This window comes from Streptomyces sp. NPDC002671, assembly GCF_053592475.1.
The window spans coordinates 25,896-47,943 of sequence record NZ_JBSFVU010000031.1; the positions used below are offsets into that span (position 1 = coordinate 25,896).

Here is a 22,048-nt window from a genome sequence, read left to right on the forward strand (position 1 = left end):
CTTGGATCGGGCCTGGACCTCTAGGCTGCGCCGATGTGACGACAACGCCTGACGACAGCCTCCGGCCCTTCCGCATCCAGATCCCCGAAAGCGAGCTGGAAGACCTGTACCACCGCCTCGACCGCACCCGCTGGCCGGACGAACTGCCAGGCGTCGGCTGGGACTACGGCATCCCGCTGAACTACCTCAAGGAACTCGCGCACTACTGGCGCCACGAGTACGACTGGCGGGCCGCGGAGGCACGGCTGAACGAGTGGCCGCAGTTCATCACCACGATCGACGGCGCGGACATCCACTTCGCGCACATCCGCTCCCCCGAACCGGATGCCACACCGCTGATCATCACGCACGGCTGGCCCGGCTCGATCGTCGAGTTCGAGCGGATCGTCGGGCCGCTCACCGACCCCCGGGCGCACGGCGCCGACCCCGCGGACGCCTTCCACCTGGTCCTGCCGAGCATCCCCGGCTTCGGTTTCTCCGGCCCCACCCGCGAGACCGGCTGGGAGTACCGCCGCGTCGCCGCCGCCTTCGCCGAGCTGATGCGCCGCCTGGGCTACGACCGCTACGGAGTCCAGGGCGGCGACTGGGGCTCGGCCGTCTCCATCGAACTCGGCCGCATCCGCCCGGAGCAGGTCATCGGCGTCCACGTGAACCTGATCCCCGGCTCCGGGGCGTCGGCCGAACCGACCGCGGAGGAACTCGCCGCCCTCAGCCCCGCGGAACGGGAGCGCACCCGGGCCTCCTGGGAACGGACGCGGGCATGGCTGCGCGACAAGCAGGGCTACGCCGACCTCCAGTCCACCCGTCCGCAGACCCTCGCCTACGCGCTCACCGACTCACCCGTCGGGCAACTCGCCTGGATCGCCGAGAAGTTCAAGGAATGGACGGACTCCTCCGAAAGCCCCGAGGACGCCGTCGACCGCGACCATCTGCTGACCAACGTGATGCTGTACTGGCTGACCGGGACCGCCGGTTCCTCCGCGCGCCTCTACTACGAGCGCGCCCACGCGCCGTACTGGGGTGCCCCGCCCGAGCCGTCGACGACGCCGACCGCGCTGGCCGTGTTCCCGGAGGAGAACTTCATCGCCCTGCGCCACATCGCCGAACGCACCTACAACATCGTCCGTTGGACGGAGTTCGACCGGGGCGGCCACTTCGCCGCGATGGAGGAACCCGACCTGCTGACCGGCGACATCCGCGCCTTCTTCCGCACCCTGCGCGGGACGCCGCACTCTTGACGCCACGCCCCTGATCAGCAGATGAAATGACCCCGCCTGCACGGCGGGGCGGGCGATCCGGGGGCCGATCAGTGTGAGGACCTGGATGCCGTACGCCTCGTACCGGCCCCCACGCCCGCGTGCCGGTGGACGACGACGGCGGGCTGGCCGTTGGCGCCGGTCGGCTCCATGCGCCACAGGTCACGGCGCATGACCCGGATGGCCAGGAACCCGACGACCGCGTTCCGGCCGGTGAACCAGGTGGGGATCGGCGGCAACTCCAGCTCGACGTCGGCCCGCAGCAGTTCGACCAGCGCGTCGGTGTCGGCGCGGGTGCTGTCCACCCTAGACGGCGGCTCCGGAGGGTGGCTCAGCCGAGCGGCTGCAGGCTGGTGCCGATGCCCGTGCCCGGGGTCATCTGCGGAAGCAGTGTCACGAACCGGATGCGCAGCCCGGCCCGCTCCGACTCCTCGGCCGCGTACCCGCGCAGGTAGCGGACGGCGGCCTTGGCGCTGGCATACCCGCCGCTGAGCGGCGAGCCGCCATGTGCGGCGGGACCCCGGCGTTGAGGACGAGCAGGGTGGGACGGTGCTCGCGGATCACGTCCTGCGCGAGCGCTTCGTCGGCGGCGACGAGCGCGGCGGCGATGGCACGGCCGAAGCCTCGGCTCGCGCCAGTGACGACGGCGGTCTGGAAGGGAGGGGACGAGGGGAGGGACATCGAAGGCTCCGCGGAGGTGGTGGTCGGGTTCGGTCCGCATCCAGACCGGCCACACCCCGGAAATCCGTCGCCCCGTCCCGGAAAATTTCCGCCTTCGGGTCAGTACAGCATCGCAAGGTCGCCCGGCCGTACCCGCACTGTCACCGGCAGGGTGGCGTCCACTTCGCCGTCGGCGCCGTACGGGACGGGGCGGGAGGCCTCGATCCGCAGTTCCCGGCCGCGCAGGACCCGTACTTCTGGGCGGTGCACATGGGCGCCCGTCTTGAGCTGGTTCATGAGGGTGAAGAAGAGGTGGCGGGGTGCCTCGCGGATCATGACGATGTCGAGCAGGCCGTCGTCGACCTGGGCGGCGGGGGCGATCAGGCGGCCGGAACCGTAATAAGGGGAGTTGGCGGCGACGACCGTGTAGCCGCGGTGCTCGTACTCCTCGCCGTCGAGGGTGAGGCGGTAGTCCGCCGGGCGCCAGCTGGTCACCGCGCGCAGGCCGCCCGCGTAGTAGGAGGCGGAACCGCGCAGCAGCCGTGCCTGGTTGGCGTGCTTGTTGGCCAGGGCGTCGACGCCGGCGTAGACGCTGCCCAGGACCACCGTGCGCTGGTGGACGGCCGACTCCACCTCGATGGTGTCGACACGCCGGGGTTCGGCGTGCAGCAGGATGCGGGCGAGGGCCTCGGGCTCGTGCGGCAGCTTCAGCGCCCGCGCGAAGTCGTTGCCGCGGCCGGCGGGGACGAGGCCGAAGACGGTGTCGGTGCCGCTGAGCGCGCCGCCGATGCCGCCGACGATGCCGTCGCCGCCGACCGCCAGCACCACGCGGCCCCGCTCCCCGGCCCGGCGGGCGAGTTCCTGCGCGTGGGCGAGGCTGTGGCTGTACTCGGTGTCCAGCGTGGCCCCGGCCTCGCGCAGCAGCCGGGCCACCTGGAGCAGCGTCGCCGCCCCGGTCGAGCCGCCCGCGGTCGGGTTGACGACGGCGGTGAACTGTCGCATCGGTGTGCCTCCGGGGCGCTGGAAGGTTGGGGCGGGGACGGGTTGGGTGGAGAGAAGAACCTACGGGGTGGCGGTCAGCCGACGGAATACGGCTGACCGCCCGATTACGCCTGGCCGGTCACGGCTGGTCGATGGGCAGCAGGATCCCGGGGTTGAGCAGGCCCTCGGGGTCGAGCCGGTGCTTCACCGCGCGGAGAGCCTCGATGCCGAGCGGGCCGGCTTCGCGGACGTACCAGTCCCGGTGGTCGGTGCCGACCCCGTGGTGGTGGGAGATGGTGCCGCCGGCGGCCAGGATGGCCTCGTTGGCCGCGTGCTTGGCGGGCGCCCAGTGTGCCACCGGGTCCTCGCCCTGGGCACTGACGACGGTGAAGTACAGCGAGGCGCCGTTCTCGTACACGTGGGAGATGTGGCACATCACCAGGGGCGGGGTGCCAGCCTGGGCGAGGGTGTCGGTGAGCGCGGTGCGGACGGCCGTGTACAGCTCGGGGATGCGCGACCAGAAGGCCGCCGTCTCCAGGGTTTCGGCGAAGGCTCCCACGTCGAGCAGGGAGTCGCGCAGGTACGGCGCGGAGTAGCGGCCGTGGGCCCAGCGTTCGCCCGGCTCGGCTCCGACGAGGGTGCCGCCGCAGGCGCGCAGGACGGCCGCCGCCTGCTCGCGGCGCTGGGCGGTGTCCTCAGGGGTGCCCTCGTAGCCGGTGATCGCGAGGCATCCGGCGTCGCTGTTGTCGAGGCCGCCGCCGATCGCGTCGGGCTGGGCCAGGCCGATGAGCGTCTCGGTCTCGTCGGACAGGCGCAGCACCGTGGGCCGCGGTCCGTCCTGGGCGAGCCGGCGCAGTGCGGCGGCCCCTTCCTCGAAGGAGGCGAACCGCCAGCCCTCGTAGACGCGCACCTCGGGCAGCGGGCGGATCCGTACGGTGACGGAGGTGATCACGCCGAAGGCGCCCTCGGAGCCGAGGAACAGCTGGCGCAGGTCGGGGCCGGCGGCCGAGCGGGGGGCGCGGCCGGTCTCGACGGTGCCCTCGGGGGTGGCGAGGGTGAGGCCGAGGACCATCTCGTCGAAGCGCCCGTACCCGGCGGACGCCTGACCGCTGGAGCGGGCGGCGGCGAAGCCGCCGATGGTGGCCCACTCAAAGGACTGCGGGAAGTGTCCGAGCGTGAATCCCCGCTCGGCGAGGAGGGCTTCGGCCTCCGGGGCGCGCAGGCCGGGCTGCAGGACGGCGGTGCGGGAGACCGGGTCCAGGTCGAGCAGGGCGTTCATGCGCCGCAGGTCGAGGACGACGAAGGCGCGCCGCTCGGGGGCGAGTCCGCCGACGACGGAGGTGCCGCCGCCGAAGGGGACGGCGGCCAGGCCGTGGGCCGCGCAGGCGCGCAGTACGGCGAGGACCTCCTCGTGGGAGGCGGGCAGGACCACGGCCTGGGGGACGTCGGAGAAGTCACCGGCGCGGATGCGCAGTAGGTCGGGGGTGGACTTGCCGCGGGTGTGCCGGATCCGGCTCTCGGAATCCGTGCGGACGTGCTCCGCGCCGCCGACCGCCTCGGCGAGCGCCGCCAGGGCGGCGGGCTCCGCCGTGGTCTCGGGCAGGCGGATGTCCTCCAGGGCCAGCCCCGGTGCGGTGCGCGGTTTCACGCCGAGCAGGTCGCGCAGCAGTCCGGTCACCGTGTCGGGCAGCGGTGCCGCCTTGGCCGGGTCGCCCCAGCCGTTCCACAGCATGTCCATCGAAGGGTCGTCCTCACAGATCGGTGTGCTCGGTTCGCGATGCGGCGTCTCCGCCCGGCCCCCGGGGCGTTACACTGTGACACATGACGCCTATTCGTCACAACGGTTCGGACAGCGACCCGGTTCTCGACGCCGTACGGGACTGCGTGCTGGCCGTCGGAATGCGCCGTACGACCCTCGCCGACGTGGCCCGCCGCGCCGGGGTCTCCCGGATGACGCTGTACCGGCGCTGGCCGGACCTGCAGACGCTGGTGGGCGATCTGATGACCCGCGAGTGGATCGACGTGGCCACGCGGGCCATCCCCGAACGCACCCCCGGCATCAGCACGCGCACCCGGATCGTGGAGGGGCTCGTCACGGGTGTCGAGGCGTTCCGCGCGCACCCGCTCTTCCGCAAGATCGTCGACGTCGACCCGGAACTGCTGCTCCCGTACGTGCTCGACCGGCGCGGAGCGAGCCAGGAGGCGCTGCTGGCGCTGCTGGCCGACGCGGTCGAAGAGGGCCACGCGGACGGTTCGGTGCGCACCGGCCACACCCAACGGCAGGCCCGCGTCCTGCTGTTGACCGTGCAGTCCTTCACCCTGTCCCTGCGCACGATGACCGACGAGGACGACCCGGAGCTGGACTCCGCCGCGTTCCTCGCCGAGTTGCGCACCCTTTTGGAGAGGACCCTGACGCCATGAGCCACACCAGGGCTGTACCCGGCTCGTCCCTCAGCGCGCCCCGCCGCCTCCGGGAACTGTCCGAGGCCACGGACGGAAGAGTGGCGGACGTCCTGGTCGTCGGGCTCGGCGCCACCGGGGCCGGAGTCGCCCTGGACGCCGCCGCCCGCGGGCTGGACGTCGTCGCGGTGGACGCCCATGACCTGGCCTTCGGCACCTCCCGCTGGAGTTCCAAGCTGATCCACGGCGGGCTGCGCTATCTGGCCTCGGCGCAGTTCGACGTCGCGCACGAGAGCGCGGTCGAACGCGGTGTGCTGATGACCCGCACCGCGCCCCACCTGGTCGCCGCCCAGCCGTTCGTGCTGCCGCTGACCCCAATGGTGTCGAGGGCCCAGACGGCGCTGTCCTGGGCCGGGTTCCGGGCCGGTGACATGCTGCGCATGGCCGCCCGCACCCCGCGGCAGGTCCTGCCCGCCCCGCGCCGGCTGTCGGCCACGGAGGCGCGGCACCTGGCCCCCTCGGTGCGCGCGGCCGGGCTGCGCGGCGGGCTGCTGTCCTGGGACGGCAAGGTGACCGACGACGCCCGTCTGGTGACCGCGCTGGCCCGGACGGCCGCCGCGCAGGGCGCACGGGTGCTGACCCGGGTCCGGGTGCTGGAGGCGACCGGGACTGGCGCCCGGATCCGGGACGAACTCACCGGCGAGGAGGGCGAGATCCGCGCGCGGGCCGTGATCAACGCCACCGGGGTGTGGGCGGGCGACCTCGTCGAGGGCATCCGGATCCGTCCCTCGCGCGGCACCCATCTGGTCCTGCGCTCGGAGCGGCTCGGCGCCCTGTCGGCCGGCCTGCACATCCCCGTCCCCGGGGAGACCAACCGCTTCGTCCTGGTCCTGCCCCAGGGCGACGGCCGGGTCTACGTCGGTCTCACCGACGAGCCGGTCGAGGGCAGCATCCCCGACGTACCGGAGGTGCCCGAGACGGACATCGGCTTCCTGCTGGATGTCCTCGGCTCCGTCCTGGACGCGCCCGTGGCCCGGGACGAGGTCGTCGGCGCCTTCGCCGGACTGCGCCCCCTGCTGGACACCCCCGCGCCCGCCGGCCCGGACACCGCACCGGCCCGCACCGCCGACATCTCGCGCCGGCACGCGGTGCTGACCTCGCCCGACGGCGTTACCACGGTGGTCGGCGGCAAGCTCACCACCTACCGGCGGATGGCGCAGGACGCCGTGGACGCGGCGGTCGCGGCCCGGGGCCTGCACGCGGGCCCCTCGACCACGGCCGTGCTGCCGTTGGTCGGCGCCGCGCCACCCGAGCAGCTGCGCAGCCTGCCCGCGCCGCGCCACCTGATCCGCCGCTACGGCACCGAGGCCGTGGCCGTCCACGCCCTCGCGGCGCAGGACCCCGCCCTGGCGGAGCCGGTGCTGCCGGGCCACCCGGCCACCGGCGCCGAACTCCTGTGGGCGGCACTGCACGAGGGCGCGCTGGACGAGTCGGACCTCCTGGACCGCCGCACCCGCATCGGCCTCGTCGCCTCGGACCGCGCCGAGACGGTCGAAGCGGCCGGACGCCTGCTGGACCGGGCGGCGACCATGCCGGTGTGACCCCCGGCGACCGGGCCCGGTCCGTGGCCCGGTCCGTGGCCCGGTCTGCCGGTCACAGCAGCCGTCGGATGTCTCCCCGCACCCGGTAGAAGCCACCGGCCGCCGGGTGCAGGGCGTCCACGACGTAGTGCGCTCCGGGCTCGCGTATCGCGCGCGGGAACTGGACGTTCCAGGAGGCGTCGTAGCCCTCGGACACCACGTGCATCCGCAGCCGGCCGGCCTGCTGCACGCACTCGACCACGACCGCGCCGACGGGAGCCTGCGCCACGGTGGCCACCGCCGTCGCGGCCGTGGCCGGCGCGTACGTCGGCAGGGCCGCCGCGAGCTTGACGTCCCGAACGACCGGCACCGAGCCCTGCTGGGCCGCGGAGACGGCCGCGTCGCTCGCGTCGACGCACACCAGCAGGCCGTCGGTGGTCACCAGGTACAGCCGCTCGTCCCGGTACTGCATCGACAGGGCCGAGCCCCCGCCCGTGCCGAGCTTCCACAGCCGCGTACCGTCCTGGTCGAAGCAGTAGACGGACGACGAGGCGTCACCGGCGAAGACGAACCGGCCGTTCGGCGAGGTCGCGCACGAGTACACGGCGCTGTCGCAGGCGTACGTCGCCTCGATCGCGCCGGTCGTCTTCGACAGCCGCTGGACCACGCGGTGCGCGGTGCCCGCGTACACGGCGTCGTCCTCCTGCCAGCCGAACAGCACCCCGCCCCGGGTGGGCGTGTGCCACAACTCGCCGCCGCCGTCGGGCGCGTAGGCGGTGACGCCCCGGTGGTGGCCGTGGTAGACGGCACGGTCGTCGGCGCGGACCATCCAGCCGTGCTCGCCCTGGCTGCGGCGCGCCCACTGGTACTCGTCCTCGTGGTCGATGACGGTGAGCCTGCCGGAGCGGTCCGAGACGTTCAGGACGCCCTCGTGGATGTCCAGCCAGAAGATGTCGACGTCGGCGGCGATGTCGTAGGCGGCGAACGGCAGTTTGGCGGAGAGGTCGTAGACCCTGCCGTCGTCGCAGCCCGCGTAGATCCAGAAGTCGTCGGCCACCAGGCACTTCACGCCGTCCGGCAGGCTGAACCGGGCCAGTACGGCGCCCTCGTGGTCCAGGGTGAAGACGTCACCGGCCTGGTTGCCCACCCAGCAGCGGTCCTCGTCGATATGGATGCCGAACGCCGCGGAGCCGGTGCGGAACCGCCACAGCACGGGCGCCACGGCCCGGGCCGTGGAGGGCGCCGAGGCCACCTGACGCCGGGTCACCGCGCGGGGGGCGCGCTGCCCCTGGACGGCCGGGGCATACCCCTTACGAACCTTCTCCCCCAGCTTCTTCGCGGCAGCGGCCTGCGCCTTCTCCGCACTGGCGAACGTCGTCGTCTGCGTCTGCCCGGCGGCACCGATGCGCCCGTACCGCACGGTCACCACCTGGCCTGCGACACTCACCTCGTAGAACTTGTGCGCGCCGCCGCCGTCTTCCGACAGCTCCAGATACGTCGTCGTCACCGCAGACCCGGCAGCCATGACACACCCCTCCCCAGGACGGACCCTCGGCCGTTCCGGCGGGTCCCACTGCCTGAACCGTACGAGCAGCCACTGACAATGACCTTGGGAGGCGGGGCGCGCTAGACCGGCTGAACCACACGGCTCCAGCTCAGCACTGAGGCCGCTTTCCGTGGTTCGCCGCGTGGTTACGGCGGGACTTCTTCTTACGGCGTCGCTTCGAGGACATGCGGGCCTCCTCACATAGATCGTCTAGACACGGTACCTCCGGACATTCCACACATCCACCGCAGGCAACACAGGCAACACGTGGCCCGGATTCGCGTTCCACGGAACTGTCGGGTAGACCCATGACGTGCTGTTTCGCCAACTCGAGTACCTGGTGGCCCTCTCCCGGGAGCATCATTTCGCCCGGGCCGCCCAGGCCTGCCACGTCTCCCAGCCCGCGCTGTCCGAGGCGATCCGCAAGCTGGAGGAGGAGCTGGACGTGCCGCTCGTCCGGCGTGGCCGAAAGTACGAGGGCCTCACTCCGGAGGGTGAGCGCATCGTCATCTGGGCGCAGCGGATCCTGGCCGACCGCGATGCCCTCAAGGACGAGGTCGGCGCCCTGCGCAGCGGGCTGAGCGGCCGGATGCGGATCGGCTCGGTCCCCACCGCGTCCGGCGCGGTCTCCCTCCTGACCGGCCCTTTCTGCGCGGCGCATCCGCTGGTCACCGTCGAGGTGATAGCGGACCTCCAGGCGACGGACATTCTCCGCCAGCTGCAGAATTTCGAGATCGATGCCGCGATCAGCTATCTGCATGAGGATCTGGCGGAGAATTTCCATACCGTTCCGCTGTACCAGGAGCGGTATGTGCTGCTGACGACGGCTGCAGACGGGCTGGCCCTGCGGACGACGGCCACCTGGGCGGAGGCGTCACGGCTGCCGCTGTGTCTGCTGACCCAGGCGATGCACGGGCGCCGGGTGCTCGACGAGATCTTCGCGAAGGCGGGCACGCGGCCCTCGCCCCGGGTCGAGACCGACTCAGTGGCCGCACTGTTCGCCCATGTCAGGACGGGCCGGTGGGCCAGCATCGTGGCGCACGCCTGGCTCCATGTCTTCGGCGTCCCGCACGGCATGCGCGCGGTGCCGCTGGTCGAACCGGAGTGGTCGGTCCCGGTCGGCCTGGTGACGACCGCCCGGCAACCGGGGTCGATCATGGCACGCGCGCTGACGGACATCGCCCGGAACACCGACGTCGCCGCCGCCCTGGAGCGCCTGCCCGGCGACCCGGGACTGCCGTAGGACGCCGAGCCTCAGACGCCTGGCCCGTCCGACACACCGAACCTCACGGGCTGAACGGCTCCACCCCCACCACCCTCCGCACCCGAACCGGCTCGATCAGCACCATCACCCGCCGCTCCCCCGGCAGCAGCCACGGATACCGTTCCTCGCCGATGTACTTCCGGGTCAACCGGTCCATCGCCCGCTCCGCCTCCTCCCCCTCCACGAAGCGCACCGCCCGCCCCCGGATCTCCACCCGGTCGTAGGGGTTCGCGGTATCGTGGTGCGACAGCGACACCCACGGGTTGCGCCGCAGGTTCCGCTCCTTCACCCGCCCGATGGACGTGTTGACCATGACGCACTCGCCCTCCAGGTCCGCCCACATGGGCGACACCTGCGGCATCCCGTCCGGGCCGACCGTGGCCAGGTGCCAGAAGTTGGGGGCCAGCAGACGCTCACGCGCGTGGTCGTCCAGCTTGGCGCTCACCTCGTACAGACCGTCCATGACAGCCGCCCTCCCCGCCCTACCAATGGGTACCGGTACACACCTGCAATCCGTGATTCTGGCCGAACAGCCCGTAGTCACACCACCCCGGACCTCGTGACCGCCGACGACAGTCCCTGGAATCCTCCGATCAGGCCGTCCGGCAGGGTGTCAGCGAGGTAGGAGGTCACATCGGGTACGTCCGGTGCCAGCATGTGGCGGACCCATGCGGTGCGCTCGTGGGCGAGCGTCGGCAGCTCCCAGACGCAGCCGGCGTAGGGCGTCTCGTTGACGACGTAGTGAGTCGGGTCGTCGTCGGGGCAGCCGACGAACGGTTCGCCCGCGGCTGCCGTCCTCGCGTGGACGACGTTGCCCCACACCCATGTGTAGACGCACAGGTACATCGCGCCGTTGCCGCCCTCGTGCAGCACCAGCCACCCGGCTGCCGGCATTTCGTGGTCGGGCTCGGGCAGCATCGAGCGGGCGGTGTCGTACGCCGCGGCGACGATCTCGGGTGTCAGCGGCCGGTCAGGGTCGCGCAGGACGTGGTAGGCCTTGAGCTGCCAGTGGTCGATGGTCAGGGGCGCATGCCCGCGCAGGTGCTTGTCTCGAAACGCCATGCGTGGACCGTAGGTTGGACCGACTGACACCCTGTGTCAGTCGGTCCAAAGGGGGATGGGGATGCGCGCAAGCCGACTGATGTCGATCGTCCTGCTGCTGCAGAACAGGGGCAGGCTGACCGCCCGCGAACTCGCGAAGGAGCTGGAGGTGTCGGTCCGCACCGTGTACCGGGACGTCGAGGCACTGTCCGCGTCCGGCGTTCCCGTGTACGGCGAGGGCGGCCGGGACGGCGGCTACCAGTTGCTCGATGGCTACCGCACCAGGCTCACCGGGCTGACCAGCTGCGAGGCGGAATCGCTGTTCCTGGCCCCGGACTCGGGGCCGGCCGGGCCGGCTGGGCCTGTGGCCGAGCTCGGGCTGGGCTCCTACCTCGCCAGCGCGCGGCTCAAGCTCGCCGCGGCGCTGCCCGCCACGGTGGGCGAGCATGCGGCGCGGATCGGCTCGCGCTTCCTGCTGGACACGAGTTCCTGGCGGCGGGACGCCCCGGGCTCCGCCCACCTGCCGGCACTCACGCAGGCCATCAAGGACGATCAAGCGGTTCGGGTCCGGCAGGGAGGCCATGAGGCGGAAGCGGGTGACGGCAGGCCCCTCTCCCCGCTGGGCCTCGTCCTTGAGGCCGGCGCCTGGTACCTAGTCGCCCATGACGGAGAAGCTGTGACCAGCCGCCCGGTCGCCGGAATTCACACCGTCGAGCAGGCCGGAGGGCCCTTCCACCACGTCAGTGGCTTCCAGCTGCGTCTCTGGTGGGAGCAGCGTTCGGGCAGTACGACACCCTCACCCAGCGACGGACCGGAGTGGGCGCGGATCCGGCTCACGGGGCCCGGCCCAGAACTCCTCCGGGCCGACGCAGAGCTGGCCGCAATCCTCACCTCCATGGACGATCCGGACTCCGACGGCCACGTCATGGCAGGCCTGCGCCACGACGACAGGCTCGCGGCACGGCTGCTCTCCCTCGGCCCCCACGTGGAGGTGCTGGCGCCACCCGAATTGCGTGCCGCGGTCGCTGACGCGGCGGAGGCGGTCAGCGGCCTGTACCGGAGCGGCCTGTAGGGATTGTCGGCAGCTTCGCTCGGTCAGGGCACGTCAGCCGACGGGCTGGGGTTGCAGGCGTTCGGGGCCGGTGTAGACGTTCATCGAGGTGCCCCGAAGGAAGCCGACCAGGGTCAGTCCGCTCTCGGCGGCGAGGTCCACGGCCAGTGAGGACGGGGCGGAGACGGCCGCCAGCATCGGGATGCCGGCCATCACCGCCTTCTGCACCAGTTCGAAGGAGGCCCGGCCGCTGACCATCAGGACGGTCCCGCGCAGCGGCAGCAGCCCGGAGCGCAGGGCGTGTCCGACGACCTTGTCCACGGCGTTGTGCCGGCCCACGTCCTCGCGCAGGCACAGCAGTTCCCCCTGCGCCGTGAACAGTCCGGCGGCGTGCAGGCCGCCGGTGCTGTCGAACACCCTTTGCGCCGCCCGGAGTTGGTCGGGGAGCGCCGCGAGCAGGTCCGGGCCGACGGTCAGCGGGTCCTCGGCCACGGACCAGGCCGCCGTGGTGCGCACCGCGTCCAGGCTGGCCTTGCCGCACAGGCCGCAGGAGGAGGTGGTGTAGAAGTTCCGCTCCAGTGAGGCGTCGGGGGCGGACACCCCTGGGCCCAGGACGACGTCCACCACGTTGTAGGTGTTGCCGCCGTCCGCGGTGGCGCCGGCGCAGTAGCGGATACCGGCCACGTCGTCGGCGGTGTGCACCACGCCCTCGCTGACCAGGAACCCGGCAGCGAGGTCGAAGTCGTCGCCGGGGGTGCGCATGGTCACGGTGAGCGGGCGCCCGCCGACCCGGATCTCCATCGGCTCTTCGGCCGCGAGGGTGTCCGGACGGTACGTCGGCACCCCGTCGCGGATGCGCAGCACGCGCCGCCGCGCCGTCACTCGTCCCATGGTTTTGTCCTGCCTTCCTGTTGTGGGATTCAGCCTTCCGCGGCGGTGCGGGCGTGTTCCAGGCGGACCAGGACGCTCTTGGAGGTCGGGGTGTTGCTGATGTCGGCGACGCTGTCCAGCGGTACGAGGACGTTGGTCTCGGGGTAGTAGGAGGCCGCCGAACCCCGACTGGCCGGGTAGGCGACGACGCGGAAGTTCTCCGCGCGGCGTTCCAGCCCGTCGTGCCAGACGGTGACCAGGTCCACGGCGTCACCGTCGGCGAGTCCGAGGGCGGCGAGGTCGTCGGGGTTGGCGAGTACGACCCTGCGGGCGTTGTGGATGCCGCGGTAGCGGTCGTTCATCGCGTACGGAACGGTGTTCCACTGGTCGTGGGAGCGCAGCGTCTGGAGCAGCAGATGCCCCTCGGGTATGTGCGGCATCGTGAACTCGTTGCACGTGAACACGGCCTTGCCGCTGGGGGTGGGGAAGACTCCCTGGTTGACCGGGTTGGGCAGCCGGAAGCCGCCGGGCTCGGCGACGCGGGCGTTGAAGTCCTCGAAGCCCGGCACGACCCGGGCGATCCGGTCGCGGATGGTGCCGTAGTCCGCCTCGAACTCCTCCCAGGGGATGGCCGGGGTGTCGCCCAGGGTCCTGCGGGCCAGCCGGGCGATGATCGCGACCTCGCTGAGCAGGTGCGGGGAGGCCGGTGCCAGGCGTCCGCGGGAGGCGTGCACCTCGCTCATGGAGTCCTCGACGGTGATGAACTGTTCGCCGCCGGCCTGGACGTCCCGGTCGCTGCGGCCGAGGGTGGGCAGGATCAGGGCGGTCTCGCCGCAGACCGTGTGCGAGCGGTTGAGCTTGGTGGAGATGTGCGCGGTGAGCCGGCAGCTCCGCATCGCCTCTTCGGTTACCCGGCTGTCGGGCGTGGCCCGTACGAAGTTGCCGGCCACGCCGACGAAGAGCTTCGCGGTGCCGTCGCGCATGGCCCTGATGCCGTCGACCGAGTCGAGGCCGTGCCGGGTGGGCGGGGTGAAGCCGAACTCACCGCCCAGGGCGTCGAGGAACGTCTGGGGCATCCGCTCCCACACCCCCATGGTGCGGTCGCCCTGGACGTTGCTGTGGCCGCGTACCGGGCAGACGCCCGCGCCGGGCCTGCCGATGTTGCCGCGCAGCATCAGGAAGTTGACGACTTCCCGGATGGTGGGAACGCCGTGCTTGTGCTGGGTCAGGCCCATGGCCCAGCAGACGATGATCTTCTTGCTCGCCAGGACCCGCTCGAGGACGCCTTCGATCTCCTCGCGGGTCAGCCCGGTCGCGGTGAGGATGTCGTCCCAGGAGACCTTCCGCGCGTGTTCGGCGAAGTCGGCGAAGCCGGTGGTGTGGGTGTCGATGAAGGTGTGGTCGAGCACCGTGCCCGGCGCGAGGTCCTCGGCCTGAAGCAGCATGAGGTTGAGCGCCTGGAAGAGGGCGAGGTCGCCGCCGGGCCGGATCTGCAGGAACTGGTCGGCGATCTGCGTGCCCCGGCCGATCACTCCGCGGGCCTTCTGCGGGTTCTTGAAGCGGATCAGTCCGGCCTCGGGCAGCGGGTTCACCGCCACGATCCGTCCGCCGTTGCGCTTGGTCTCCTCCAGGGCGGAGAGCATGCGCGGGTGGTTGGTGCCCGGGTTCTGGCCGACGACGAAGATCAGATCGGCGTTGTGGATGTCGTCCAGGGAGACGCTGCCCTTGCCGATGCCCAGGGTCTCCTTCATCGCGCTTCCGCTGGACTCGTGGCACAGGTTGGAGCAGTCCGGCAGGTTGTTGGTGCCGTAGGCGCGGGCGAAGAGCTGGAGGAGGAAGGCGGCTTCGTTGTTGAGCCGGCCGGAGGTGTAGAAGAGGGCTTCGTCGGGGGAGTCCAGGCGGCGCAGTTCCCCGGCGAGCAGGTCGAACGCCTCGTCCCAGCCGATCGGCTCGTAGTGCTCGGCGCCGGGCCGCTTGACCATGGGCTCGGTCAGCCGGCCCTGCTGGTTGAGCCAGTAGTCGGACTTCTGGTCCAGCTCGGCGATCGAGTGACGGCGAAAGAAATCGGCGGTGACCCTGCGCGAGGTCGCCTCGTCGGTGATGTGCTTGGCGCCGTTCTCGCAGTACTCGTTGAGGTGCCGCTTGCCCGGCGCGGGCTCCGGCCAGGCGCAACCGGGGCAGTCGAATCCCTTGACCTGGTTGATGTTCAGCAACGTCAACGCGGTGCGCCGCACGGAGGTCTGGCCGAGGGAGTACTCCAGCGCATGCGTCACCCCGGGCACGCCCGTCGCCCACCGCTTCGGCGCGGTGACCGAGAGCTCGTCGCCCGGGTCCTCGATGCTCCTCATATTCCGTTCTGCCTCTTTCCGCGATATCGGAATCCCGCCGCCGGGCAGCTTCTTCCCACCCCTCAAGAAATGTCAAAGAGGTGACGCCGATGACTCGATAGGCGCCGCTTATCTCGCGCGGCGGATATCCACCGCCTGTCCCCTCATCCTCCGTCCCGCTTTGAATTCCTCGGGGAATAGACCGACGCCGAGCCCTGTCGCCTGGGGGGTGCGTGGGTTTAGCGTGGTGTGATGCGTCATCAGGTGACCGATGCCGACACCGCGGTGGCGGTCGGCAGCGGCGATGTTCCCGTCCTCGCCACACCCCGGCTCATCGCGTGGATGGAGGCGGCGACCGTGCAGGCTGCCGCGCCCTTCACCGGGACGGGCCAGACGACGGTGGGCACCGCGGTCCGCGTCCGGCATCTGCGCGCCACAGGTGTGGGCGGTTCGGTGGAGGTGACCGCCGAGACCACCGAACCCTCACCCGTCGCGATGGGCCGGCGCCTCACCTTCCTGGTGCGGGCGGTCGACGGCTCGGGTGAACTGGTCGCGACCGGCGAGATCGACCGGACAGTGGTGGACCGGCAGCGGTTCCTGGCTGCGGTCCGCGACCCGGCTGTCGGATAGGTGAGCGCAGGCCGGTCCGGCTCCGGATCACACGGGTGTGTGCCCCTGGAGATACGCACGCACGACGTCGGGCAGGTCGGCGTCAGCGGTCTGCGCGAACGGGGCCCAGCGCAGTTCCTCCGGGGCGAGGCTGCCTCCCTCCGACGGGCTCTCGCTCAGCAGTTGACACACCACGGCCGACACCGCGTCCGCCCGCCCGGCCTCCGGGGGCTGCAGTTCCTGGGAGCCGTCCACGAGGTAACCGGTGAGTTCGTAGACGATGCGCCCCGCGGCGGCCTCCGCCGACTCGGCCGGTTGCGGCGTACCGGATGGCAGTCCCCAGCGGTCGTGTTGCGCCACCACCAGCAGCAGCCGTCCGTCGTACGCGACGACCGCCTGCACTGTGCCCGTGGCAGCCTGATCCAGCGTCATGACTCGGCCCTCCCTCCACCCCTGCGTCTTCTCTCCCCTTCTCCGGTCGACCTACCCACGATCGAGGGGTGCCGCACCTGGCCTCCGTGCCGCGAGCAGGTGTCGTATCGTCCGCATTGCCCGCGATCGCCCTATGGTCGACGGGACCGCCGTCGGCGCAACTCTCGTGGAGTGGTATGGCATCCGGGATCCCCTCGCGCATCCCCGGTCCGCCGGCATCGGCCGGCCGTGTACTGCGCCGATGGAAGCTGTGGCTCGCCCCGGGTGTGCTGAGCGCCCTGATCGCCCTGCTGCTCTCGCTGCTCTACATGGGCGGCATCCTCACCCCCAGCAGCAGCCTGCACCGCCTGCCCATCGCCCTGGTGAACGCGGACACCGGCCCGCCGCTGCCGGGCCGGAGCAGCAACCTGGGGACGCAGATCAGCACCGCCATCGTCGCCTCCACCCCGCCCGAACAGGTGCGGTGGCGGCGCCTGAGCCACGCGCAGGCCCAGGACCAGCTTTCGTCCGGCAAGGTATACGGCGCCCTGGTGATCCCCGCCGGCTTCACCACCGACGTCGGGCGGCTGACGACCGCTCAGGCCACCGTCCGGCCGTCGCTGACCGTCCTGACCAACCCCGGGCTGGGAAGTCTGGGCTCCTCGCTGGCGAGCCAGATCACCCAGAAGGCGGCCCATCAGGCGTCGTCGTCCATCGGGAAGCAGTTGACCGCGTCACCGGCCCTGGCGCGCGCGAGCGCCACCACCCGCGTCCTGCTCGCCGACCCGGTCGAGGTCCGGACGCAGGTGGGGCACCCGATCGGCAGTCACAGCGGGCTCGGGCTGAGCGCCTTCTACTACACCCTGCTGCTGGTGCTCGCCGGGTTCCTCAGCGCGAACTTCGTCCACAGCGGCGTGGACACCTCGCTCGGCTACGCGGACAGCGAGATCGGCCCCTGGCACACCCGCCGCCCCACCCTGCCCATCGACCGCACCCAGACCCTGCTGGTGAAAATGGGCATGACCGCGGGGCTGTCCGTCCTGACGGCCACTCTGATCATGGTCGCGACCATCTCCGTCCTCGGCATGAACGCGCCTCACCTCGTGCTGCTGTGGGTGTTCTCCTGCTGCGCGACCCTCACGGTCGGCCTCGGGGTCCAGGCCATCAACGCCGCTTTCGGCGGCATCGGCCAGCTGGTCGCGATGTTCGTCTTCATCGCGCTGGCGCTGCCGTCGTCAGGGGCCACGGTGCCGCTGGAGGCAGTTCCGGGTTTCTACCGTTTCCTCGGGGTCTTCGAACCCATGCGCCAGGTCGTCAGCGGGGTGCGGGCGATCCTGTACTTCGACGCGCGGGCGGACGCGGGCCTGACCCGGGGCTGGACGATGATCGCGATCGGGTTCGCGGTCTCCCTCGTCTTCGGCTTCGCGATGACCCGCTACTACGACCGCAAGGGCCTGCACCGCCTGGTACCGCGGCCCGAATGAACTGATCGCGGCTGCCCGCCTCAGGCCGGTTTCGGCCGGGAGCGCAGGCGGCGCATCTGCTCGTGACTGAGGTCGTGCGCGCGCCGCATGTGCCGGCTGATCACCTCCAGTTCGTCTTCGGTGTGCTCGTCGAGCAGCGCCTGCCACGCCTCGCCGAGGTCGTCCCAGACCGCGGTGACGCGGGCGATGCGCTCCGGTACGGGTGCGACCAGCACCCGGCGGCGGTCGTGCGGGTCGGCCGTGCGGGCCACGTAGCCCTCGCGTTCGAGCCGGTCCACGAGGCGGGTGGCCGAGCCGGTGGTCAGGCCGGTCATGTCGGCGATCTGCCTGACCGTCAGGGGGTTCGGTTCGGCGGTCAGCAGGCTCAGGAACTGGACGTCGGTCGGATGGAGGCCGAGGTGGTCGGCGATGGCCTGGTTGAGGAGCGTGTACGCCGCCAGGTAGCGGCGGGAGGCCATCGACATCTCGTCGTAGAGCCGGGCCCGACGTGGGTTCGCCATCTGGATCACACCCTAATTCACTGCGCGGCGCAGCATTAGCTCCGCTAGTCTGCTGCGTGACGCAGTCAATGCGTCACGCAGCAGACTACTCTCTCTGGAGACCCCATGCTCACCATCGCCGTCACCGGAGCCACCGGAGCCCAGGGCGGGGCCACCGCCCGCGCCCTCCTGGCGGCCGGCCATCGGGTACGGGCGCTCACCCGCCACACGCACTCCCCCGCCACCGAGGCCCTGCGCCGCCTCGGAGCCGACGTGCGCCACGCCGACTTCGACGACCGCGCCTCCCTCGACGCCGCGCTCGCAGGAGCCGATTCCCTCTTCGCCGTCACCACCCCGTTCGGCACCGACACCACCACCGAGACGCGGCACGGCATCGCCCTGGCCGACGCGGCGGCAGCCGCACACGTCGGGCACATCGTGTTCACCTCTGCCGCCCACGCCGACCGCGGCACCGGCATCCCGCACTACGAGAGCAAGCACCTGGTAGAGCGGCACCTGCGCGCCGGCGGCGTGCCCTGGACGGTGATCGCACCGGCCGCCTTCATGGACAACTACACCAGCGGCTGGACCCTCGACGGGCTGCGCGCGGGCACCTTCGCCTGGCCGATGCCCGCCGACCGGCCGCTCACCCTCATCCCCGCCACCGACATCGGCGCGTTCGCCGCACTGGCCCTCCAGCACCGTGACGTGTTCACCGGCCAGCGCATCGACATCGCCTCCGACGAGCGCACGCCGGCCGAGATCGCGGCGATCCTCGCCACGGCCACCGGCGGCCCGATCGCACACCAGCAGGTGCCCCTGCACGCCGTACGCACTCGATCCGCCGACCTGGCAGCGATGTTCGAGTACTTCTGCACCACCGGCCTCGACGTCGACGTCGCCGCGCTGCGCCGCGACCACCCCGAGGTCGGCTGGCACAGCTTCGCCGACTGGGCCACCGGCCAGGACTGGCCCGTACTCCTGTCCGGCACGGCCGCGCATGCGCAATGACCCCGGGCTCCGGTTGACGTTATGCAGGTAGATACCTGCATAATACTGGTGTGAGTGATGAGGCAACCGTGATGGACCCCGTCTTCAAGGCACTGGCCGACCCCACCCGGCGGCTGCTGCTCGACCGTCTGCGGGAGCAGAACGGGCAGACGCTCCGGGAGCTGTGCGAGCAGCTCGACATGGCGCGCCAGTCGGTGACGCAGCACCTCGACGTTCTCGTCGACGCCAACCTCGTCACCGTCGTACGGCGCGGACGGGAGCGGCTGCACTACCTCAACCCGACGCCGATCCACGAGATCGAGGAACGCTGGATCTCGGGATTCGACCGGCCCCGCCTGCAGGCGATCAGCGCCATCAAGCACAAGGCAGAGGAGTACGCCATGAGCAACGCACCTGTTTCCGTGCCGACTTATGTCTACGTCACCTACATCCGCGTAAGTGCGGAGCAGGTGTGGCAGGCGCTGACGGACGCAGACCTGACGGCGCAGTACTGGGGACACGCCAACGTCTCGGACTGGCAGCCGGGTTCGGCCTGGGAGCACCGGCGCGTCGACGGTTCAGGCAAGGTCGATGCCGTCGGCACGGTGATCGAGACCGAGCCGCCGACCCGCCTGGTCATCACCTTCGAGGACACCCCCGACGCCGAAGAGCCGCGAGAGCCGTCGGTCGTCACCTTCGCCGTCGAACCGCACAAGGACATCGTCCGGCTCACCGTGACGCACGAGAACCTCCCCAACCTGGACATGTTCAACGGCATTTCACAGGGCTGGCCCGCCGTGCTGGCGAACCTCAAGTCGCTGCTGGAGACCGGCGACGTCCTCCCGCAGGCCCCGTGGGAGATGGGCAACGCGCACGCCTGAGACGGCAGTACACGAGCAGAGCGAACCGAGAGAAGAGAGAGGAAGGGAAGAGGACATGATGGACACCACCCCGCTGCGCGACGCCTACCGCACCCTGCTCGACGCAGCCGCAACCGTCGCCGAATCCGGCGACGGCGACGCCGTCCCGCCGGCCGGCGAGTGGAACGCCGACCAGATCCTGGCGCACGTCTCCCTCGTCACCGCGGCCACCGTCGCCGCCGTCTCCCGTGTCACCTCGGGAGCCCATACGACGTACGACAACCGCGTCGCCCTCGACACCTGGACGATCGAGCGGCTCATCGCGCTCGCCGGCGGCAACGCGGGGCTCCGGGAACGTATCCGGGTCCAGGGGGACGCCCTCTGCGCGCTCGGCGGACCGGCGCTGAGCGAGGCCGAGCTGGACACACCGGTGCCCACGCGGCTGCTGTCCCACAACACGCTCCTGGTCGATCAGCCGCTGCCACTGAGGGACCTCCTCACCGGCCTCGCGGACGTGGAGCTGCCCGGCCACGCCAGGCAGCTCCTCGCCCTCATGCCGGACGACACCAAGGTCATGTCGAACTCCGGCCCGGGGGCTGTGACGCGCCTGTGACAGTCGGCTGACACGGCCATGAAATCCGGCAAGCAGTCTGAAATCAGGCAAAACGCCTGAAACGGACACAAGCCAACGGATCAGCCGGAGAATCCCATGAGCCTCTCCCTCACCACGGAGCACGTCGAAGCCCCCGCCCCCGCGCTGGCTCCGCGCGAGCGGGAGACGCTCCGGCACATCGCCGCCGGGCGCACCTATCTCCAGACCGCCCGCCACATGGGACTCTCCCAGCACACGGTCGACGCCTATCTGCGCCGCATCCGGGCCAAGCTCAACATCAACAGCACCGCCGAGCTGACGCGCATGGCCATTGCCCTGGGTCTGTGACGACCGGCCGTGCGGGCCACGGTGCCGGCTCACGGACCGGCCGGGTGGTGGGTGTGATCGTGGCCATGATCGTGGCCGCTGCCAGGCTCGGGGGATCCGCCCATCATGCGGAGCATGGACAGCCCCCCGGTGCGGAAGAAGCGGACGACCAGGGTCGCGGCCAGGAGGAGGAAGGCGATGTTGAGGAAGGTGGTGTAGTTCCAGGAGATGCCCCCCATGGGGATCCTGGCGTGGCCCCGGTCGGGGACGAGGCCCAGGCCGCCGAAGGCGAACTCGACGACGTATCCGGCCATGACCATGGCGACGTAGAAGGTGCCGAGGAGGAAGAGCGCCATCCTGGCGCCGTAATACTTCCGGTAGATGACGAGGATCGGCACGATCAGCAGGTCGGCGAAGATGAACGCCACGACACCGCCGAAGCTGATGCCGCCCTTCCACAGCACGACCGCCAGCGGCACGTTGCCGATCGAGCACACGAACGACAGGATCGACACCAGCGGGCCGACAAGGGGACCCCACAGCCGGGCCGCGAGCGGGTGGCCGTCGAAGAAGAAGGCGCGCCAGAAGGAGTCGGGGACCCAGGCGGCGATGGCGCCCGCGATGAGCAGGCCGAGGACCAGGTCGCGCAGGATCGCCGCCCACTCCATGACGAAGACGTGCGCCGTGGCGGTGAAGCCCTCCCGGGAGAGCAGCCGACCGGCGAAGGAGCCCCTGCGCCGGATGGACATGTCCATCGCCGCATGGCCCTCCATCGATCCCGCCAGCCCCCGCTCGGCCTGCTCACGCGCCTGGCGCAGCAGCTCGTCCCGGAGGAACAGACGGAACAGGAGCGCCAGCAGGACGATCATGACGGGGCCGCCGATGAACTCGGCGGCCGTGAACTGCCAGCCCATCAGCAGCGCCAGGATCACGCCGAGCTCCACGACGAGGTTGGTGGAGGCGATCTCGAAGGCCATCGCCGCCGTGAAGTTCGCGCCCTTGCGGAACAGCGAGCGCGCCAGGGCGACCGCGGCGTACGAGCACGACGAGGAGGCGGCGCCGAGGGCGGCGGCGGTGGCGAGGGTGCGCGGACGGTCGTCGCCGAGGAGAGAGACGATCGTGGACTTGGGGACGACGGCCTGGACCACGGCGGACAGGGCGAAGCCCAGGATCAGCGCCCAGGTGATCTCCCAGGTCATGGATCCGGTGATGGACAGGGCGTGCAGTACGGCGTGCATTTCTGCAGCCTTCCCGTCCGGGTGCCGTGCACGCTCGCACGACACGGGATCGGCACCCGAGCGTGTCGCTACGGCCGGCGGG

General features: G+C 71.2%; 22 protein-coding genes. 11 read left to right on the top strand and 11 right to left on the bottom strand.

The window, feature by feature from the left end; all coding sequences use genetic code 11:
- Nucleotides 1-35 precede the first annotated feature (35 nt).
- Entirely contained in the window at nt 36-1,238 is a 1,203-nt protein-coding gene (locus ACWD35_RS35265) for an epoxide hydrolase family protein (protein WP_451355426.1), read from the top strand.
- Nucleotides 1,239-1,306: 68 nt separating this feature from the next.
- On the opposite strand, the gene ACWD35_RS35270 is transcribed toward ACWD35_RS35265, so the two are convergent.
- The 3 genes from ACWD35_RS35270 to ACWD35_RS35280 all read right to left on the bottom strand — a co-directional run bounded on the left by ACWD35_RS35270 (nt 1,307) and on the right by ACWD35_RS35280 (nt 4,635).
- Nucleotides 1,307-1,561, bottom strand: a complete 255-nt coding sequence (locus tag ACWD35_RS35270; protein WP_451355427.1) for a hypothetical protein — start codon at nt 1,559-1,561, stop codon at nt 1,307-1,309.
- A 475-nt stretch (nt 1,562-2,036) separates the two neighbouring features.
- The gene (locus tag ACWD35_RS35275) at nt 2,037-2,918 is read right to left on the bottom strand and encodes a YegS/Rv2252/BmrU family lipid kinase (protein ID WP_451355428.1); all 882 of its coding nucleotides are present in this window, start codon (nt 2,916-2,918) and stop codon (nt 2,037-2,039) included.
- A 118-nt stretch (nt 2,919-3,036) separates the two neighbouring features.
- Nucleotides 3,037-4,635 (bottom strand): FAD-binding oxidoreductase, encoded by a 1,599-nt coding sequence (locus ACWD35_RS35280; RefSeq protein WP_451355429.1) that lies wholly within the window; start codon nt 4,633-4,635, stop codon nt 3,037-3,039.
- A gap of 83 nt (nt 4,636-4,718) precedes the next feature.
- Between ACWD35_RS35280 and ACWD35_RS35285 the strand changes: the two genes are divergently transcribed.
- Both ACWD35_RS35285 and ACWD35_RS35290 read left to right on the top strand, forming a co-directional pair.
- A complete protein-coding gene (locus tag ACWD35_RS35285) occupies nt 4,719-5,318 on the top strand; it encodes a TetR/AcrR family transcriptional regulator (RefSeq protein ID WP_451355430.1) in 600 nt (199 codons plus the stop codon).
- On the top strand, nt 5,315-6,898 hold the full coding sequence (locus tag ACWD35_RS35290; protein ID WP_451355431.1) for a glycerol-3-phosphate dehydrogenase/oxidase: 1,584 nt from the start codon (nt 5,315-5,317) through the stop codon (nt 6,896-6,898). Before ACWD35_RS35285 ends, ACWD35_RS35290 begins: the two co-directional genes overlap by 4 nt.
- A 52-nt stretch (nt 6,899-6,950) precedes the next feature.
- Here ACWD35_RS35290 and ACWD35_RS35295 read toward each other — a convergent pair whose 3' ends face one another.
- Nucleotides 6,951-8,402, bottom strand: coding sequence for a WGR domain-containing protein (locus tag ACWD35_RS35295; protein WP_451355432.1), 1,452 nt, complete (start codon nt 8,400-8,402; stop codon nt 6,951-6,953).
- A 334-nt stretch (nt 8,403-8,736) separates the two neighbouring features.
- Between ACWD35_RS35295 and ACWD35_RS35300 the strand changes: the two genes are divergently transcribed.
- Complete coding sequence (locus ACWD35_RS35300; protein WP_451355433.1) at nt 8,737-9,666, top strand: LysR family transcriptional regulator; 930 nt, start codon at nt 8,737-8,739, stop codon at nt 9,664-9,666.
- Between the two features lie 43 nt (nt 9,667-9,709).
- On the opposite strand, the gene ACWD35_RS35305 is transcribed toward ACWD35_RS35300, so the two are convergent.
- Nucleotides 9,710-10,150 carry a PPOX class F420-dependent oxidoreductase gene (locus ACWD35_RS35305; protein WP_451355434.1) on the bottom strand — a complete coding sequence of 147 codons (441 nt, stop codon included), beginning with the start codon at nt 10,148-10,150 and terminating at the stop codon, nt 9,710-9,712.
- 77 nt (nt 10,151-10,227) lie between these two features.
- Nucleotides 10,228-10,749, bottom strand: coding sequence for a hypothetical protein (locus ACWD35_RS35310; protein WP_451355435.1), 522 nt, complete (start codon nt 10,747-10,749; stop codon nt 10,228-10,230).
- A gap of 61 nt (nt 10,750-10,810) precedes the next feature.
- Here ACWD35_RS35310 and ACWD35_RS35315 point away from each other — a divergent pair, with 61 nt between their 5' ends.
- A complete protein-coding gene (locus ACWD35_RS35315; protein WP_451355436.1) occupies nt 10,811-11,800 on the top strand; it encodes a helix-turn-helix transcriptional regulator in 990 nt (329 codons plus the stop codon).
- Between the two features lie 33 nt (nt 11,801-11,833).
- On the opposite strand, the gene fdhD is transcribed toward ACWD35_RS35315, so the two are convergent.
- Nucleotides 11,834-12,670: a formate dehydrogenase accessory sulfurtransferase FdhD gene (fdhD, locus tag ACWD35_RS35320; RefSeq protein WP_451355437.1), complete on the bottom strand. Its 837-nt coding sequence runs from the start codon at nt 12,668-12,670 to the stop codon at nt 11,834-11,836.
- 29 nt (nt 12,671-12,699) lie between these two features.
- Complete coding sequence (locus ACWD35_RS35325; protein ID WP_451355438.1) at nt 12,700-14,997, bottom strand: FdhF/YdeP family oxidoreductase; 2,298 nt, start codon at nt 14,995-14,997, stop codon at nt 12,700-12,702.
- A 231-nt stretch (nt 14,998-15,228) separates the two neighbouring features.
- Here ACWD35_RS35325 and ACWD35_RS35330 point away from each other — a divergent pair, with 231 nt between their 5' ends.
- The gene (locus ACWD35_RS35330; protein WP_451355439.1) at nt 15,229-15,606 is read left to right on the top strand and encodes a thioesterase family protein; all 378 of its coding nucleotides are present in this window, start codon (nt 15,229-15,231) and stop codon (nt 15,604-15,606) included.
- 27 nt (nt 15,607-15,633) lie between these two features.
- On the opposite strand, the gene ACWD35_RS35335 is transcribed toward ACWD35_RS35330, so the two are convergent.
- Nucleotides 15,634-16,017 carry an NUDIX hydrolase gene (locus ACWD35_RS35335; protein WP_451355440.1) on the bottom strand — a complete coding sequence of 128 codons (384 nt, stop codon included), beginning with the start codon at nt 16,015-16,017 and terminating at the stop codon, nt 15,634-15,636.
- A gap of 176 nt (nt 16,018-16,193) precedes the next feature.
- Between ACWD35_RS35335 and ACWD35_RS35340 the strand changes: the two genes are divergently transcribed.
- Nucleotides 16,194-17,480 carry a YhgE/Pip domain-containing protein gene (locus tag ACWD35_RS35340; protein WP_451355441.1) on the top strand — a complete coding sequence of 429 codons (1,287 nt, stop codon included), beginning with the start codon at nt 16,194-16,196 and terminating at the stop codon, nt 17,478-17,480.
- A gap of 20 nt (nt 17,481-17,500) precedes the next feature.
- Here the strand turns inward: ACWD35_RS35340 and ACWD35_RS35345 are convergent, their stop codons facing one another.
- Nucleotides 17,501-17,980, bottom strand: coding sequence for a MarR family winged helix-turn-helix transcriptional regulator (locus ACWD35_RS35345; protein WP_451355442.1), 480 nt, complete (start codon nt 17,978-17,980; stop codon nt 17,501-17,503).
- A 105-nt stretch (nt 17,981-18,085) separates the two neighbouring features.
- On the opposite strand from ACWD35_RS35345, the gene ACWD35_RS35350 reads away from it, so the two are divergent.
- The 4 genes from ACWD35_RS35350 (at nt 18,086) to ACWD35_RS35365 (ending at nt 20,749) form a co-directional block, all read left to right on the top strand.
- Nucleotides 18,086-18,970 carry an NmrA/HSCARG family protein gene (locus ACWD35_RS35350; RefSeq protein WP_451355443.1) on the top strand — a complete coding sequence of 295 codons (885 nt, stop codon included), beginning with the start codon at nt 18,086-18,088 and terminating at the stop codon, nt 18,968-18,970.
- Nucleotides 18,971-19,041: 71 nt separating this feature from the next.
- On the top strand, nt 19,042-19,830 hold the full coding sequence (locus ACWD35_RS35355; RefSeq protein ID WP_451355482.1) for an ArsR/SmtB family transcription factor: 789 nt from the start codon (nt 19,042-19,044) through the stop codon (nt 19,828-19,830).
- 55 nt (nt 19,831-19,885) lie between these two features.
- Complete coding sequence (locus ACWD35_RS35360; protein ID WP_451355444.1) at nt 19,886-20,422, top strand: hypothetical protein; 537 nt, start codon at nt 19,886-19,888, stop codon at nt 20,420-20,422.
- Nucleotides 20,423-20,518: 96 nt separating this feature from the next.
- A complete protein-coding gene (locus ACWD35_RS35365; RefSeq protein WP_451355445.1) occupies nt 20,519-20,749 on the top strand; it encodes a response regulator transcription factor in 231 nt (76 codons plus the stop codon).
- A gap of 29 nt (nt 20,750-20,778) precedes the next feature.
- Here ACWD35_RS35365 and ACWD35_RS35370 read toward each other — a convergent pair whose 3' ends face one another.
- Nucleotides 20,779-21,966 (bottom strand): permease, encoded by a 1,188-nt coding sequence (locus tag ACWD35_RS35370; RefSeq protein ID WP_451355446.1) that lies wholly within the window; start codon nt 21,964-21,966, stop codon nt 20,779-20,781.
- Between the last annotated feature and the right edge of the window lie 82 nt (nt 21,967-22,048).

Bases quoted from the DNA above. Each gene is read 5' to 3' on its own strand.
- ACWD35_RS35275 (WP_451355428.1), bottom strand. From the start codon at position 2,918: ATGCGACAGTTCACCGCCGTCGTCAACCCGACCGCGGGCGGCTCGACC.
- ACWD35_RS35280 (WP_451355429.1), bottom strand. From the start codon at position 4,635: ATGGACATGCTGTGGAACGGCTGGGGCGACCCGGCCAAGGCGGCACCG.
- ACWD35_RS35285 (WP_451355430.1), top strand. From the start codon at position 4,719: ATGACGCCTATTCGTCACAACGGTTCGGACAGCGACCCGGTTCTCGAC.
- ACWD35_RS35290 (WP_451355431.1), top strand. From the start codon at position 5,315: ATGAGCCACACCAGGGCTGTACCCGGCTCGTCCCTCAGCGCGCCCCGC.
- ACWD35_RS35295 (WP_451355432.1), bottom strand. From the start codon at position 8,402: ATGGCTGCCGGGTCTGCGGTGACGACGACGTATCTGGAGCTGTCGGAA.
- ACWD35_RS35305 (WP_451355434.1), bottom strand. From the start codon at position 10,150: ATGGACGGTCTGTACGAGGTGAGCGCCAAGCTGGACGACCACGCGCGT.
- ACWD35_RS35310 (WP_451355435.1), bottom strand. From the start codon at position 10,749: ATGGCGTTTCGAGACAAGCACCTGCGCGGGCATGCGCCCCTGACCATC.
- ACWD35_RS35315 (WP_451355436.1), top strand. From the start codon at position 10,811: ATGCGCGCAAGCCGACTGATGTCGATCGTCCTGCTGCTGCAGAACAGG.
- fdhD (WP_451355437.1), bottom strand. From the start codon at position 12,670: ATGGGACGAGTGACGGCGCGGCGGCGCGTGCTGCGCATCCGCGACGGG.
- ACWD35_RS35325 (WP_451355438.1), bottom strand. From the start codon at position 14,997: ATGAGGAGCATCGAGGACCCGGGCGACGAGCTCTCGGTCACCGCGCCG.
- ACWD35_RS35330 (WP_451355439.1), top strand. From the start codon at position 15,229: ATGCGTCATCAGGTGACCGATGCCGACACCGCGGTGGCGGTCGGCAGC.
- ACWD35_RS35335 (WP_451355440.1), bottom strand. From the start codon at position 16,017: ATGACGCTGGATCAGGCTGCCACGGGCACAGTGCAGGCGGTCGTCGCG.
- ACWD35_RS35340 (WP_451355441.1), top strand. From the start codon at position 16,194: ATGGCATCCGGGATCCCCTCGCGCATCCCCGGTCCGCCGGCATCGGCC.
- ACWD35_RS35345 (WP_451355442.1), bottom strand. From the start codon at position 17,980: ATGGCGAACCCACGTCGGGCCCGGCTCTACGACGAGATGTCGATGGCC.
- ACWD35_RS35350 (WP_451355443.1), top strand. From the start codon at position 18,086: ATGCTCACCATCGCCGTCACCGGAGCCACCGGAGCCCAGGGCGGGGCC.
- ACWD35_RS35355 (WP_451355482.1), top strand. From the start codon at position 19,042: ATGGACCCCGTCTTCAAGGCACTGGCCGACCCCACCCGGCGGCTGCTG.
- ACWD35_RS35360 (WP_451355444.1), top strand. From the start codon at position 19,886: ATGATGGACACCACCCCGCTGCGCGACGCCTACCGCACCCTGCTCGAC.
- ACWD35_RS35365 (WP_451355445.1), top strand. From the start codon at position 20,519: ATGAGCCTCTCCCTCACCACGGAGCACGTCGAAGCCCCCGCCCCCGCG.
- ACWD35_RS35370 (WP_451355446.1), bottom strand. From the start codon at position 21,966: ATGCACGCCGTACTGCACGCCCTGTCCATCACCGGATCCATGACCTGG.